The organism is Paenibacillus sp. PK1-4R (assembly GCF_030369595.1).
Classification (GTDB): domain Bacteria; phylum Bacillota; class Bacilli; order Paenibacillales; family Paenibacillaceae; genus Paenibacillus.
The window spans coordinates 2,966,071-2,982,318 of sequence record NZ_CP126535.1; the positions used below are offsets into that span (position 1 = coordinate 2,966,071).

7 protein-coding genes and 1 riboswitch are annotated in these 16,248 nt (G+C 47.3%); all 7 genes read left to right on the forward strand.

Annotated elements, in window-relative coordinates; translation table 11 throughout:
* Positions 1 to 22 precede the first annotated feature (22 nt).
* A complete protein-coding gene (locus tag QNO02_RS13095) occupies positions 23 to 1,600 on the forward strand; it encodes a TerB N-terminal domain-containing protein (RefSeq protein ID WP_289392307.1) in 1,578 nt (525 codons plus the stop codon).
* Positions 1,601 to 1,606: 6 nt separating this feature from the next.
* The gene (locus tag QNO02_RS13100) at positions 1,607 to 2,950 is read left to right on the forward strand and encodes an ATP-binding protein (protein ID WP_289392309.1); all 1,344 of its coding nucleotides are present in this window, start codon (positions 1,607 to 1,609) and stop codon (positions 2,948 to 2,950) included.
* Positions 2,947 to 5,166, forward strand: a complete 2,220-nt coding sequence (locus QNO02_RS13105; RefSeq protein ID WP_289392310.1) for a DEAD/DEAH box helicase — start codon at positions 2,947 to 2,949, stop codon at positions 5,164 to 5,166. Before QNO02_RS13100 ends, QNO02_RS13105 begins: the two co-directional genes overlap by 4 nt.
* Positions 5,167 to 5,313: 147 nt before the next feature.
* Positions 5,314 to 5,424: riboswitch (purine riboswitch) on the forward strand.
* 107 nt (positions 5,425 to 5,531) lie between these two features.
* Positions 5,532 to 6,485, forward strand: a complete 954-nt coding sequence (locus tag QNO02_RS13110; RefSeq protein WP_091031123.1) for an EamA family transporter — start codon at positions 5,532 to 5,534, stop codon at positions 6,483 to 6,485.
* A 432-nt stretch (positions 6,486 to 6,917) separates the two neighbouring features.
* Positions 6,918 to 7,343, forward strand: a complete 426-nt coding sequence (locus QNO02_RS13115) for a cupredoxin domain-containing protein (protein WP_165980157.1) — start codon at positions 6,918 to 6,920, stop codon at positions 7,341 to 7,343.
* Between the two features lie 97 nt (positions 7,344 to 7,440).
* Positions 7,441 to 8,463, forward strand: a complete 1,023-nt coding sequence (locus tag QNO02_RS13120) for an SDR family oxidoreductase (RefSeq protein ID WP_133384569.1) — start codon at positions 7,441 to 7,443, stop codon at positions 8,461 to 8,463.
* 155 nt (positions 8,464 to 8,618) lie between these two features.
* Positions 8,619 to 16,124, forward strand: a complete 7,506-nt coding sequence (locus QNO02_RS13125; RefSeq protein ID WP_289392311.1) for a fibronectin type III domain-containing protein — start codon at positions 8,619 to 8,621, stop codon at positions 16,122 to 16,124.
* Positions 16,125 to 16,248 lie beyond the last annotated feature (124 nt).

Sequence of the window (16,248 nt, forward strand, 5' to 3'; positions counted from 1 at the left end):
GAGGAGGGTGAGATAACGTTCTATGAAAGACAACTCAAGACAATTGGAATTTATGGAGATAGATCTGAGTGAAGAACCTGAAACAGCAGCAGTTCCGGTTCCTGATCGTTCAACCATTGTGCAGTCTGCACATGATACGATGCAGCATCGTGGAGGCATATTATCCTCAGAGAAACGTTTTGTGGAGGAAGCAAAGCAGTGGGCAGAGATGGAGGGTGATGTATCCCCGTGGGTTCCCTTTATGAGTTACTGGCCAACGTATGGCGTGATGAATGAAGCCCAGCGCAAGTGGTATATGTTTTGGAGGAAGGAAGTACGTCACGGGAGATACCCTGATACCGATCTGTCCTATCTATTTGTTCATATCTACGAGTTAATTAACGGCATTGGCTGGCAGAATCCTCAGGATGGTTATGATCAATTGAAGCAGCTATGGGTGAACTACCGTGAACGGTTGCCCCAATTAAATATATATATGCAAGAGTGGATGGTCGATTATGTGCTAGTCCATCAGATGGAGATGTCCTTATCCGAGGTTATGGGCCTTTCGGGCGGATACCTGCCAGCAGAGATGCTGGATAGGGAGCTGCAACGTATTTTACAGGATAATGTATCGGATATCTCGCTGAATATGCTGCAAAGATACTATGATTACGATATTACACTCAGTAAATTTTATAGAGATGGCGGCAAAGAAGTGATGGAGCAGTACATCCCGCGCGTCATGGCCTTGGTTGATTCGTACCTGGAATGTACGCGACAAGTTGGACTGTTGCCTGAGTGTGATCTTAACGATGAACGCACCATGGAGCGCATTCTGTTTCGCAAAGCAGTCTATGATGATTCGATCTATGGAAGATCGGTATCTTTCAGATATATGCCCATAGGTGAACAGGCTGAATTTGTGCAGATGGTTACGCGGATCTATCGATGTACTGAAAATAAACTTCGTGAACTGCTCGGCTTCAGAGGCCGATTGCGAGGACAGACTCTTGAACCCGAACTTGCGAATCTGATTGAGCGTTACCTGGACAGAGCATATGCGATCGAGCAGGCGGAGTCTGTGGAAAAACCGATGATTCGGATTGATACAGAGAAATTGGCATCGTTACAGCAGGAAAGTGAGTATGTGCGATTGGCACTTACAATTGAGGATGATCACCCTTCTGAAGTGAAGGATGAAGAGGTTAACAACGCAAATGTTACAAGTAATCCATTCGATGCGCTAGAAGCAAGGGATGAGATCACTCCAACTGAAGATTCCATAGAGCCAGATCCATCTGCAGTAGAGATTGCAACAAGAGTGTCAGCAGAATCGATTGAGTTGCAGTGGGACGAGTCTGCTGAGGCTGATCTGGATGAAGAATGGCTGCTTTTTGCCAAGGAACTATCCCCTCAGCAGGTACAAACGATTCATGTTCTACTTGGTGCAAGTCCAGATACGGAGCTGATGCGTCTGGCTGAGCAATATGGAACGATGCCTACGCTTCTGCTGGATGAAATTAATGATGTGGCTATGGAAACGATCGGTGATCTTCTGATTGATGCTGATCGGATTGCTCCTGATTATATAGATGTGTTCGAACATGTGAAGAGGTGATATTCAGTGACAGAACTTAAAATACCAAAGCGGCTGACCACTGCACTTGTAAATTCATTGACAGCTGGTGTTGTCCCGAGAATTGGACTGGAGCAGATTGCCGTTGGCCGGAAACCGGAAGTGGAAGCCATTTTGCGGGATATGGACAATATTGCGGAGGGTGGAGCAGCGTTTAAACTCATTACGGGTCGTTACGGCAGCGGTAAAAGTTTTTTTTTGCAGATGATTCGTAATTATGCGATGGATCGCGAATTTGTTGTGGCAGATGCCGATCTGTCACCAGAGCGACGATTGGTGGGTACCAAAGGTCAGGGACTTGCCACATACCGCGAACTGATGACTCGTCTGTCTACACGCACACGCCCGGATGGGGGAGCATTGGAGCCGATTTTGCAAAAATGGATCGCCGGGTTGCAACAATCCACGATGCAAAGTCAGAACCTGCGCCCGGATGATCCGGCTCTGCCGCTGGAAGTAGAGAAGCAGATCTATGCGGTGACGGGAGAGATGCAGAATCTGGTTCACGGCTTTGATTTTGCCAAGGTACTGGCTTCTTATTGGAATGGGTACAAGCTCGCTGATGATGATCGCAAACAGGCGGCACTTCGCTGGCTTCGAGGAGAATTTGCAACCAAAACGGAAGCAAAAAAAGAACTGGCTGTTGGTGTAATCATTGACGATGACAACTGGTATGACTACTTCAAATTATGGTCTGAATTCACAGCGCGCATTGGTTACAAAGGATTACTGTTGTTCATTGATGAAGCGGTGAATCTGTACAAAATTACAAACAGCGTCTCACGTCAAAGCAACTATGAGAAATTGCTGACGATGTTTAATGATACGATGCAGGGCAAGGCAGAGCACCTGGGCATATTTGTGGGCGGTACGCCGCAATTTGTGGAGGATGAACGGCGTGGACTATACAGCTATGAAGCGCTTCGCTCCAGGCTTATTGATGGTCGTTATGCAGCCAAAGCGTATGCAAATTATACGGGCCCGATCCTGAAGCTGGCGATGTTATCGCATGAAGAGATTCTGATTCTGCTCCAGAAGCTGCGGCAGATTCATGCCCTGCATTTTGGATACAGTGCAAGTCTGACGGATGAACAATTGGTTGATTTTATGCAAACGGCGGTGAATCGACTGGGGGCGGATGAATTGCTGACCACGCGTGAAGTGGTACGGGACTTTATGGATGTACTGCATACGCTCCACCAGAATCCCGAAGTGACATATACTCAATTACTTGGCGAGCGGGCTGCCAAACCTCAGGAAACGGTTAAAGGGGCAGATGCTTCCGCAAATACGGATGAACTGGACGATTTCCTGGCGGAGTTTGAATTATGAGTGAGAATCCGTTCTATCGGCTGGCGCCGTTTGTTCAGGAATTTATTTATAAAAAAAGATGGGAATCGCTTCGTCCTGCCCAGATTGAGGCCTGCAATATCTGTTTTCATACTCCGCATCATATGCTGATTGCGGCAGGCACAGCCTCTGGCAAAACGGAGGCGGCTTTTTTTCCTGCATTGACCGAGCTGTATGAACGGCCTTCAAAATCGGTTGGCATTTTGTACATTGGACCGCTGAAAGCCCTGATTAACGACCAATTCGAACGTCTTAAAGATCTGTTATCCGAAGGAAATATTCCGGTTTGGCATTGGCACGGGGATGTGCCTCAGGCGGAGAAAACAAAACTGATGAAAAATCCGTCCGGTGTGCTCCAGATAACGCCAGAATCGCTGGAAGGTCTGCTCATGAATCGACCGAATGCAATCCCGGCGCTGTTTCATGACTTGCGATATGTCATCATCGATGAGGTGCATGCTTTCATGGGAGCGGATCGGGGCATTCAAGTACTCAGCGAACTTGCCAGAATCGAGCGTATGGCTGGCTGTACACCGCGAAGAGTGGGCTTGTCCGCTACACTTAGTGACTATGATGCGGCTACATCTTGGCTTGCTGCCGGAACGCAGCAGGGGGTGGATGTAGTCTCTTCCCCGGGCGGTCGCAAGCTGCGACTGCGGGTGGAACATTTCTCTTTTCCAGATGCGCAGGACGAGGAGCAGGCGGAGCAGCTTCATAACGCACGTAAAGCGTACTACGACTTCATTTATGAGAGCACACATCGAAAAAAAGCGCTGATCTTCACCAACAGCCGTACGGACGCTGAGGTTACTATTCTTGAGATGCGGCGGGTCGCGGCTCGCAGGCAAGAGCGTGATGTGTTCCATGTGCATCATGGAAGTATCTCCGCCATGCTGAGGGAAGAGACGGAAGCTGCCCTACGCACTGGATCAGGGCCCGCGGTTGCTGCGGCAACGGTCACGCTTGAACTGGGCATCGATCTGGGCGAACTGGAACGTGTGGTTCAGCTTGGTGCACCGTATAGTGCGTCCAGCTTTGTACAGCGTCTGGGACGTTCGGGGAGACGAGAGGACATGGCATCGGAGATGCTTTTTGTATGTCCGGAGGAAGAGGACGAGGAAGCGCAATTGCCAGCACGTATGCCGTGGACGTTGATGCGTGCGATTGCTGTTATCGAACTGTATGTAAAAACCAAGTGGGTAGAGCCGCTTGAAGCCCGCAAAATGCCCATAGGTGTACTTTATCATCAGACGATGAGCATGTTGAAAAGTATGGGGGAGGCGGAGCCGAGAGATCTTGCAGAAGCCATCCTTTCGCTGGCTCCCTTTGCGTTGATTAGACCTGATCAATATCAGGTTTTCCTGAATTACCTCATTGAGACGGATCATCTGCAATGGACAGAGGATCGAACATTGATTATCGGTCTGACAGGTGAGAAAATCGTGAATAATTATCGCTTCTACGCGGTGTTTAAGGACGATGAGGAACATAAAGTGCTGAACGGCTCGGAAGAGATTGGTTCGATTACAACCGTACCCCCACCTGGCTATTGCTTCTCGCTCGCAGGCAAACTGTGGAAAGTGGAAGAGGTCGATCACAAGCACAAGGCTGTGTATGTAAAGTCTGCAAAAGGTAAAGTAGATACGTTATGGCTTGGAGCGGGAGGAGATATTCATACGTCGGTGGTACAGAAAATGCGTGAAGTGTTGTCCGACTCAGTGATCTATCCCTACCTGTCACCACAAGCCGTCAATCGACTTGAACGGGCACGCCGCTTAGCTCGTGAAAGTGGACTGTTGAAGCAGGTTGTCATTCCGGCAGGGGGAGATTCGATGTACGTTCTTCCTTGGGTGGGAAGTAAATCATTCCGTACATTGGAGCGCCTGATGAAGCATAATCTGTCCAAGAAACTTGCCTTGCGTTCGGTTGTGCCCATGGAGCCCTATTATTTTGTGGTGTCCGGCAAGATCGATGAACGAACATTGTTAGCCGAGATTATGAGTGAGTGTCGGACGGCCGAAGACGCATCTGCGTTACTGGCTGAAGATGAAGCGCCTTATCTGGGCAAGTATGATGAATTCGTCGCGCCGCCTTTGATCCGTGAGGCTTTTGCCGTGGATGGGCTGGATCTGGATGGATTGAAGGAAGGTTTACAGCAAACATTGGAGTGGGACTTCTCAAGCTCCAATCGGACATGACGTTTTTACGTAATCAGTGTGTGTGAAGAATGGTACAGCAATCGAAGCGACTCGGTGTAATAATGTAGTTTAACTTTTTATGCGGAATAGGGTTGACACCATCTCACCTCCCATGTAATATATGAAAAGTCGTCACACACGAATTACATCAAATTGCATATATCATTTCGTATAACCTCGCAGGCCGAAAGTGTACACAGGGCGAGGGTCTCTACGGGAAGCCTATACTTCCTAACTACGATGCCAAGGAATCAATGTATTCCTTGCTCGTAGTTAGGATTTTTTGCATTTAGATGGTGTCTGTGACCTTGGCATGAACCAACATGCGGGCGTATTTTTCTTATCATCAGGAGGTTTATTCACAAATGAAATATTATCTGTCCGTTCTCGCGGGAGCGATGAGTTATGGCATATTATCCACGATTGTGGTTCTGGCGTATGGCGAAGGATATAAACTTGGAGAGGTTGTCGGAACACAGCTGATAACGGGTTTTCTTCTTTCCTGGATGCTGGCGCTATACACAAGATTTAGAACCAAACGCAAGTCACAGGCAAATGGCAAAACATCAGGAGCCGTGGCACAGGTATTCAAACGGTTGACGTGGAAACAACGTCTGTTATTGATGGCTGCCGGAACACCAACGGTAATTACAGGTCTCGTGTATTATCAGTCTTTGCGTTATATCCCTGCTTCACTTGCTATTATCCTGTTGTTCCAGTTCACATGGATTAGCGTATTGATTCAGGCGATTAGCAAACGTCAACGTCCAGACAAAGTCACGTTCCTGACGTTGATCATTCTGTTTGGTGGAACCTTACTGGCAGCGGGTTTCCTGGAACAAGGATTGGGTGAGTTCAACGGTCTGGGTATTGCTCTTGGACTAATGGCAGCCGTAAGTTATTCCCTGTTTGTCTTGTTCAGCGGTAAAGCGGTTCCTTCAGCGCATCCAGCCTTCCGCAGTGCGTGGATGGTTACAGGCGGTTTGATCCTCCTGTGCATTTTGTTCCCGCCGACATTCCTCTTTAACGGATTGATCTGGAGCCAGTTGCTTGTATTTGGATTGCTGCTTGGATTCTTCGGGGCCTTCATTCCACCAGTATTGTTCGCTATCGGCGTTCCGCATATTGGTGGTGACATGGCCGGAATATTGGGTGCAGTGGAGCTTCCAATTGCAGTATTGTTATCCTCAATCGTGCTCCATGAGCATGTCAGCGGATTGCAATGGTTCGGAGTTATTATTGTGCTCATTGGTGTAGCCCTGCCAGAGTTGTATAAATTACGTATGAGACGAAGTCGGAATACACCGATCTATTCCTGAGTTATACAAAAAGGGATATTGGGAAGCCTGAACGGGAATAACCGTAGTAAAGCCTGAGAAATCAGGCTTTTTTTATTTAAATTTTCTATATAAATTGAACTAAACATTTACACGAAACGGAGAGGACAGAAATAACCTGAAGAAGCGAAGCGTGCGCCTAAAAGCTTTCTGAAAGAAAGCTGCTTCGGAAGCATACGCTATTCCCGGATTTTACCCTTTGAAAAGGAAATCAAAAAATCTGGGGATAACAGCGATCGGAAGGTTCTTCTGTCATCGGAGTGTCCAATGTAAATATTCTTTAGTTCAATTTATACGGCTCAACTACAATAGCCCAGAGGGGTCATTTTCATTGTCATGCGAATCAGGTATGCTTAAAGAATACATCCGTCTGTTGATTGAATATTGATGGGACATCGAATGAGGAGTGTTTATATGAAAAGCTGGTTTGGAAAAACATGGCCTTGGTTAACACTGGGTCTGACCGTTGTTGTACTGCTTGGATCATTTTTGGTTTATTTTATGGGCAAAGACTTATCCCCGGGATCTGGAAGTGCTGTAACTGCACAAGCCGAGACAGCGGAGGATTTGAAGGGATATGAAGTCATTGATGTGGACGTAAGTAACGATGGTTTTGGACCAGACGTTATCGAGGTGAAAGCTGGCGTACCAACCAAAATCAACTTTATTCTGACCCGGTCGGTGACACATGTCAAATCAGTCGGATCACAAAAGCTTGGCATGGATCTATACATGCAAAAGGGACCTAATTATTATACCGTCGATAAAGATCTGCCAAAGGGAGAATATGAGATTCACTGCGGTATGTATATGATATACGCAACGATTAAGGTCGTATAAGCAGAAGGAGCAAGGTTTCGGGTCACCGAGCTTTGCTCCTTTTTTTGGTGCGTGATATCATGAGAAAGTGGGTGAAATCGATCAGGAGGTGGCGAAAATGAAAGCGCTATTTATTGGAGGGACAGGCACCATCAGTACGGCCATTACGGAGATGCTTGCACGGCAAGGCTGTGAACTGTATCTGATTAATCGAGGCAATCATAACCATGACTTACCTAAGGAAGTCAACGTACTTCAAGCGGATATTAATGACGAGCCACGTGTAGCGGAACTGATAGCTGATCTGGAATTTGATGTTGTGGCAGACTTTATCGCTTTTGTACCGTCTCAATTGGAGAGAGATTACCGTTTGTTCAAGGATAAAACAAAGCAGTTTATTTTTATAAGTTCAGCATCAGCGTATCAGACTCCTCTGGCTGATTACCGGATCACGGAAGGTACGCCCTTATCGAATCCATACTGGGAGTATTCTCGCAACAAGATTGCCTGTGAAGACTATCTGATGAAACAATACCGCGAGCACGGATTCCCTGTGACCATCGTGCGTCCGAGCCATACGTATGGTGACAAATCGGTACCTCTCGGTGTTCATGGTGCTCAAGGCAGCTGGCAGGTTATCAAGCGCATACGTGAAGGCAAACCCGTTATCATCCATGGAGATGGCACCTCACTGTGGACCATTACGCACAATACTGATTTTGCCAAAGGGTTTATCGGGCTTATGGGAAATATCCATGCCATTGGTGAATCGGTACATATCACCTCGGACGAATCCGTCACCTGGAATCAGATTCATGAGATTATCGCCGGTGTGTTGGGAGTTAAGCTTCATGCGGTACATGTACCCTCCGAGTTCTTGGCAGCATGCAGTGACCAGGATCTTCGCGGCGGTTTGCTGGGGGACAAAGCCAATACCGTTGTGTTTGACAACAGTAAGCTGAAGCGGCTTGTTCCGGAATTTGTAGCAACGACAAGAGCCGATCAGGGTATTCGAAGTACGATTGAGCACATACTGGCCCATCCTGAATTACAGACCGAAGATCCGGAATTTGATGTATGGTGTGACAAGGTCGTTGGCGCACTGGACGAAGCGTTATTAAAGATCAGAGATGAGAAATGAGAAGTAAGGCGTTCATGATCAAGTGTTTACATTCATGCGCTTAATCGTTATAATCAAGAAAAAATGACACTTGTTAGGGGAGGCACCCCAACTTAGGACATCGTTCCTTTGTTGGGGGGCCTCCCTTTTTTGTGTGCCAAAAAGGAGAGTAGACGTTGAAGAAATCAGGAAAACGTGTGAAGAAACAAGCGGAACAGTTAACCAAAGTGGTACTGGCATTTGCGTTATTATCACCTCAAGCCCTGTTGCTTGAATGGGGTGCAGCCACGGTAATGGCTGAAACGGTTGAAACAATCGGGATTGTATCCGACACGTCCAGCATGAAGATTGTACAGTCATCCAAGGTGAAAGTAGAGATGAACAGTGATGGCAAATACAGAATTGTATTACTACCAAACACAAATGTATTTTACGGTGGCGATACAGGGAATGTATCTACGATTATCGACCATAATGGATCACCCGTGAACTTCAAAACGTTGCCATTGAATTATTACCGAATTAACAATAATGTGATTGAAATGTCCCGGCAAAAGGACAATGTGGAATATATTTTGCGTGTATCTATCGTTAATGCTACCTCACAAGGTGGGTACATGAAGGTTGAACTGGAAGCTATCAATCGTAGTGGAACGGCACTGAATTTGGGTGGAACATTTTATTGGGATACGATGGTGAATGGCAATGATGCATCTCCGTTTGAAGTCATCGAGAATGGATGGCGCAATTACAGCGGCGGTGTTCAGGTCACGGCTTTTTATGCCAATACGTACAATGTTGTGAATGCAGATCGTATATATATGGGCCAGTACAGCAGTCCAGACAGCGCCCAGCTCACGGGAGGGTCTTCACCTTCAGCGTTCACTCCAGGCCAGACCGTTACGGCGAGTGATACAGCTGCACAATTTTGGTGGGACGCCAAGTCAACAGCAAATCAGGCTTCACGCAAATTTTCAACCATTGTGGGGATTGGCCCCAAAAATGCTCCACCTTCATTTACCTTAACAGCACCCTCTTCGGGTCAAACCTATTACAAAGGCGAGCAACTTCAGATCTCTGGTACAACGCGAGATACGGATGTAGGCGACCAGTTGACCGTGAAATGGTCCATAGATGGTGGGTCCGAGAACATTCTGACCCAGATGACCGCAACGGGTTCTAATCAGTCTTTCAACACCAATTACACTTTGCCTGACACCCTGCCAGATGGCACACACACATTACAAGTATGGGTCATGGATGACAAAGGTGGGGTGTCCTCAGCAGGCACCGTTAACTTTACGGTAAGAAGTTTTGTTGTGCCCGGAACGCCGACATATACATTGGTTAACCCTAATAGCTTGACGGTGAATTGGGATAAGAAGGCGAATGATGCATCCGTTACGTATGAACTGAAGAATATGACGACAAATCAGATCGTGGACACAGGTACATCAAACAGTCGGCAGGTGATTGGGCTTACTCCGAATACCAGTTATTCTTTTGCCGTACGGGCCAAAAATTCAAGTGGTTCCTATACGGGTTACTCCAGTCCAGCTTCCAAGTATACACTGGCCAATCCACCCGCTGCTGCGGCTGTAACACAATCAGGCAACTCCGTTACAGCGAGTTGGAGTAATAATGGAAATCCTGCAGGTACGCATTATAAAACGGAAATACGCAGTCCAGGCGGGCAAGTCCTTGCAACGGGAACAACAACTTCCACACGTACAGCGTTTGCCCTGACCGGACTCGCGGACGGAAAATATGAAGTTTTTGTGGCGGCACTGAATGGTGAAGGGATACAGACCCCGTTTATATCCGCTGGAGAGATGATTAAAGATACGACGGGTCCAACTGCTCCGTCTGTTACAGTCACTCCATCCTCATGGACCAAGGAAGATGTTCTCGTTACGGTTGAAGAGGGAAAAGATGCCTTGAGCGGAACTCAAAAGACTGAAGTTAAAGTCGGTCCGACAGGAGAATGGCGTGAATACAGTACTCCGTTTACCGTAAGCAGTGAAGGCAACACAACTGTTATGGCACGCAGTATTGATGCGTTTGGTAATACAGGACAGGAAACGGCTGTGACAGCCAGGGTAGATCGGACGGCACCAACGCCACCTGTTATCTCGTTGAATCCGCCCGAATGGACAAAAGCGGCGGTAATCGTGACATTAACGGAAGGTACGGACGAAGCAAGTGGCATTGGTCTGACACAGTATAAGCTGGGAAGCGAGGGAGAATGGATAGACTACAAGACCCCTCTTACACTCAGTGAAGAAGGAATAACCGAGATTTATGCACGAAGTGTAGATCGGGCGTCCAATGTCAGTGCTTCCACTTCGGCAACAGCCAGAATCGACAAGACTGGGCCTGAGCAACCAACGATTACGCTAAGTGAAGAGAATTGGACGAATCAGGATGTAACTTTTGCGATAAACAGTGGTGAAGATACGGGCAGTGGGCTTGCCAAGAGTCAATATCGACTTAACAAAGAAGGTCCCTGGATCGATTACACGGGCGAAGTGACGGTTACCGATGAGGGAGAAACGATCGTATATGCACGCTCAATTGACCGTGTAGGCAATATAAGCACGTCCGCTCAGGCTACAGTTCGAATTGACACGACAGCTCCAACCGATCCGGTGATTAGTTTAAGTCCTTCTGGATGGAGTAAAGAACATGTGCAATTCACTATCGCTGGAAGTGTGGATGAACAAGCGATTTCCTATGAATACAGCATGAATGATGCCCCGTATATGACAGGAAATAGCGGTACAGTTAGTACAAACGGCGCTACTACCATTCGGGCGCGAGCAAGGGATGCCGTTGGTAATGTGAGCAAGGAAGTTAGTCGAATCGCCTATGTGGATCAGATGGCTCCAACGATTACATTTGCACCGAACGGGCATGGCTGGACGGACATGGACATATCCACTACCATTCAGTATGCCGACGCCCAATCAGGCATTCAGGAACTGGAACGATTCTATCAAGTTACGAACAGTGCAGAATCACCGGATCATTGGCTTGAAGCTCGCTCTGACGAGCATAAAATATCCATCGAATCGGAAGGTATATGGTACATCCATGCGAAAACCATGGACAGAGCAGGTAATACATATGAGACAACATCATCACCTTACCATATTCAACGCAAGCCCGAGCAACCGAGTCATGTGAGAATGACACAGATCGCTGAGACATCAGCTGAACTTACAGTGGATTTGCCAACAGGGGAAAGGTATACCAATGGATATCAGTATGAGATAACGAATAAAACAACAGGACAGTTATGGACACTGGATTATCCTAACCACAGTATAATCGATCACTCCCTAAGCGGTGGTCAGGTCTATGAATATGAGGTTAGAGTGAGAAACCATACCGGAGTAAGTGATGCAGTAAGCGCTCAAGTATTAACAATCCCGGCAGCTCCCGGAACGTTGCATGTTCGAAAAGTAGATTCCCAGCCGCATTTGGCCGAAATCCAATTTGATTCAGTACAGGGAGCAGATGCTTACCGCATCATTGCTGCAACTGCGGACGGTGTCACCGTGTTTGATCAGACGGTATCTGATCCGGGTAGCCTTCCCTACGTCAGCAACCTCGTTCCAGGAACCATTCATAACATTTCGGTAACGGCAATGAATGAAAGTGGCGCAGGTGGTAGCAGTAGGACCGGATTTCTCACACTGCCGGCAATGGCCGGTGAGTTTATGGCCGTTCAGATTCGGGAGCATGATATTTCATTAACGTGGGATACGGTGACTTCTGCAACGTATTATGGTCTTTCGCGTGATGGAACAGCTATATATGAAGGAGAGCAGACAGAGTATCTGGATTCAGGTCTGGATAGTGGCACGGAGTACAGCTATGCGTTGATTGCCGGAAACGAGACAGGACCAGGGCCCTTGGCAGGATTACCTTTGCTCAAGACGTTACCTGGGCAGGTGACCAGCTTACACGTATCGGATGCTTCCACAACGAGCCTTCGTCTGAATTGGGATGCAGTACGAGGAGCCGATCGTTATGAGTTATGGTTGAATGGAGAGAAGTCCGGAACGGTTCCTGTCGGAACCCAAGAATGGGTCTTTGCTGGACTGAGTTCAGGAACACCTTATCAACTGGATGTACAAGCAGTGAACGGAAGTGGACAGGGGATGAGCAGTTCGGTATCAGGAACAACACTACCGGAGAGCCCGTCGGGACTTCACGTTGTTCAAGTAACTGAACAGGGAGCAATCTTGAGCTGGGAGCCTGTCGTTGGGGCAACGAAATATCGGGTGGTCATCGATGGACAGAGCCATGAGATATCAGATACACAACTCGCAGTTCACCACCTGTCAAGCAGTCGTGAGTATACCTATGAAGTACAGGCGGGCAATGCTGCTGGGTACGGTGCATCCACCAGTAGTACAATTCTTACGCTACCTAGCAGGCCGGAAGGACTAAATGTCACATCGACTGATGAGACAAGTATGGGACTTGCATGGCAAGCTGTAGATACGGCGAATCTCTATATTGTGAAAATCAATGGAACAGAAGTGGGCAGAACATCAGAACTGGCCTACACGGTTGAGGGATTATTGCCAGGTACAGAGTACGTTTTGCAAGTTCAGGCTACGAATGCTTCTGGTCCAGGTGAGACAGCACAGCTCATCCGATTGTCCAAACCTGTGTCTCCTGCCGAAGTACTTGTTGATCCAGGAGTACATCATGCAAAAGTTTCCTGGTCTCTCGTGGAAGGTGCCGCTGAATACGTGATTGAGCAGAATGGCAAGGAGATCTATAGAGGAATGGAGAATGAAGCAACAATTACAGGGCTCCAGGATGGAACGAGGCATCACTATCAACTATGGGCGATCAACAGACAGGAGACTCGTTCTGAAGCGACGGAAGTATCCCTGCTGACTTTGCCTCAGAAACCCGATAAGGTTCCAGTATATGATGTGGCAAAAAGCAGCCTAGGTCTGGATTTCAGTAACACTGGTGTCCAAGGGGCAGATCATTATGTCATTGAACGGGATGGAAGAGAGATCGCTCAGATGGATTCTAGTGAAACCCAATTTGTAGACAAGGATCTGTCGCCAGGAACGAAATACACTTATGTAATTCGGGCAGTCAATGCGAGTGGAACGAGTGGGCCGCTTACTTTCAGTGTAATGACTCAAACGTTGCCATTGGTTGCAGAAAGTATAACAGTGAAAGCAGGAACACATCAGGTGGATCTGGCTTGGGAGGTTGTTCAGGGAGCTGTTGCATATGAGATTCGCAATCGGGTAACGGGAGATGTACAGAGCGTGTCTGAACCGTCTGTACATCTCAATAGCATGCTGGATGGCACAGCATATGAATTCGAACTTGTTGCGATTAATGAAGATGGTCATCGGTCAGAGTCTATTCAGATTCAGGTTTTAACGAAACCCATATCACCTCAGACGGCAGGCATAACACACATCACAGATCAGACTGCGGTACTGGACCTGACTGGAAGCTCCACACGGGGAGCAGAGCAATTCATCATTATGCGGGATGGTGTTGAAGTCGCTAAGGTTCCAGCAGATCAAGCTTCATTTGAAGATCATGTACTGACACCAGGAGAGCATTACACGTATACCATTAAAACATCAAATGCAACGGGAGAGAGTGATTCCGGTTTCGAAGTTCACTTGCGCACGTTGCCTGCGACCATTAACGAACCTTTACATGCAAGCATGATTGGGGAAAAGGAGGGATTGATCTCTTGGCCTAAGGTACAAGGGGCGGAGGGATATATCATACGTATCGGAGATCAGATGTTCACCACTATAGAAGAAGGGGATATCACAGAGGTGAAATTAACTCATTTGGAGAGTGCAACCCGATATGATCAGGTACAGATTATTCCTTATAATACGGCTGGTTCAGGAAGCCCAATGACCGTGACTCCTTTTTACACCGTGCCTCATGTGGATTCACTGGAAATGAAGATATACCCCGAGACAGATCACGCCAAACTGGAATGGGACTTCCCATTTGGGAACGAAACATTTGTTGTATTGCTGGATGGTACAGAAGTATACCGAGGCAAACAAAAAGAGTTTATTATTGATCAACTGGATGCAGGTAAGCAGTACCCGATTCAAATCTACACAGAGAATGATCAGGGAGATACATCGGAGAAGCTCATGTATTCTGTCCTGACCAAGCCAGCAGCTCCGGTCAAAGTGGAGTATCATTCGGCGAAGGACCACATTCGTCTTATATTGGAACAGAGCCGGGTCGAAGGTGCCGAGCAGTTCATCATTGAGCGTGACGGTGTGGAGGTTGCTCGTGTTCCTGCAGATGAACTGTTCTATGACGACAAGGGACTTGAACCGGGCGTGAACTATACCTATACAGTGAAGACCATGAATGCGTCGGGCAGTAGTGATGGTGGTTATTACCTTCATGCAATGACTTTGCCCGGTAGTGCTGCTTCACCTCCTGTAGTAGAGGGACGTTCCATGTATGGTGCAGACATCGTATGGGAACTGATTCCCGGTGCTGCGGGTTATCGAATCTATCGAAATGAAGAGCTTGTGGGAACAACAACGGAGACATCAATACATGTGTCTGAATTAATCAGTGCAGAGCGTTATACTGACTTTGCAATCATTCCATTTAATGAGGCAGGGGAGGGTGAGGCACTCCAGGTTCCGGAATTCGAGACGTTGCCTTCCGAGGAACTGACAGTAGCAGCCATAGCGCAAGGTACTAATACGATTAAGCTAACTTGGGAACTGGATTCAATGAATGAGGTGATTGTGATCACCCATAAAGATCGTGAGATCTACCGTGGCACCGAGCGTAGTCATGTATGGTCAGGGCTGAATGCCGAGCAGCATTATGAGGTGGAAGTATGGACGGAGAATTCAGCAGGTGAGAAAAGTGAAAGCAAACGGGCCGCAGCCATGACTTTTCCGTATCCACCATCCGCTTGGAGCGGTAGTGGTACAGCTTCAAATCCAGCAGGTACTTCGGTAAAAGCCGATGAGGTGAGTTCACAACCTGAACCTTCTGATGAGCAACCTGAGTTACCTGCGAAAAAAAATATCAAATTTATTGATATCAGCCAAACATTCAATAAAGACCAGATCACCTGGCTGGCGGAACAAAATATCATTCAAGGTGTAAGTGAAACTCGCTTCGAACCACGCCGTCCGATCACGCGTGCAGAGTTCACCGCATTGATCGTGCGTTTGATGGGTGTGGACACAATGGTTAATGAACACCATGGATTTCAGGATGTAAACGATGATGATTGGTTCGCTCCTGAGATTAAGGCAGCCGTTCATCATGAGATGGTTCAAGGGATGGGGAACGGCAAATTCGCTCCGTATGCACTGGTAACACGTGAACAGGCATCTAAGATTATAGCAAATGTTGTTCGTAAAATCAGACCGGAACCGCTTACTTCCCCAAGAGCGTTTACCGACCAGACTGATGTATCATATTGGGCCCAAGAAGAAGTGCAGGAACTTGCGGGTTTGTACATGATTACCGGATATGAAGATGGCAGCTTCCGTCCCATGCAGCATTTGAGCAGATCCGAAGCTGCAGCGCTGATCTTCCGCTTAAATAAGCTGATTCAAGTCATGGATGAGAACCGTACAGATCAAGTGAAGAAAGCGTCAGCGTTTGATCGTCATATCTAAATTGAATTGATTTTTACATGTGATACTGCAAGCATCGCTAGTAACGACATTACCGCTTGATTGGTTTTTAATGCTATAATGGTTGCCAATATGATAAAAAAAGGGTAATGAACAATGGTGATGA

Bases quoted from the DNA above. Each gene is read 5' to 3' on its own strand.
- QNO02_RS13105 (WP_289392310.1), top strand. From the start codon at position 2,947: ATGAGTGAGAATCCGTTCTATCGGCTGGCGCCGTTTGTTCAGGAATTT.
- QNO02_RS13115 (WP_165980157.1), top strand. From the start codon at position 6,918: ATGAAAAGCTGGTTTGGAAAAACATGGCCTTGGTTAACACTGGGTCTG.
- QNO02_RS13095 (WP_289392307.1), top strand. From the start codon at position 23: ATGAAAGACAACTCAAGACAATTGGAATTTATGGAGATAGATCTGAGT.
- QNO02_RS13120 (WP_133384569.1), top strand. From the start codon at position 7,441: ATGAAAGCGCTATTTATTGGAGGGACAGGCACCATCAGTACGGCCATT.
- QNO02_RS13110 (WP_091031123.1), top strand. From the start codon at position 5,532: ATGAAATATTATCTGTCCGTTCTCGCGGGAGCGATGAGTTATGGCATA.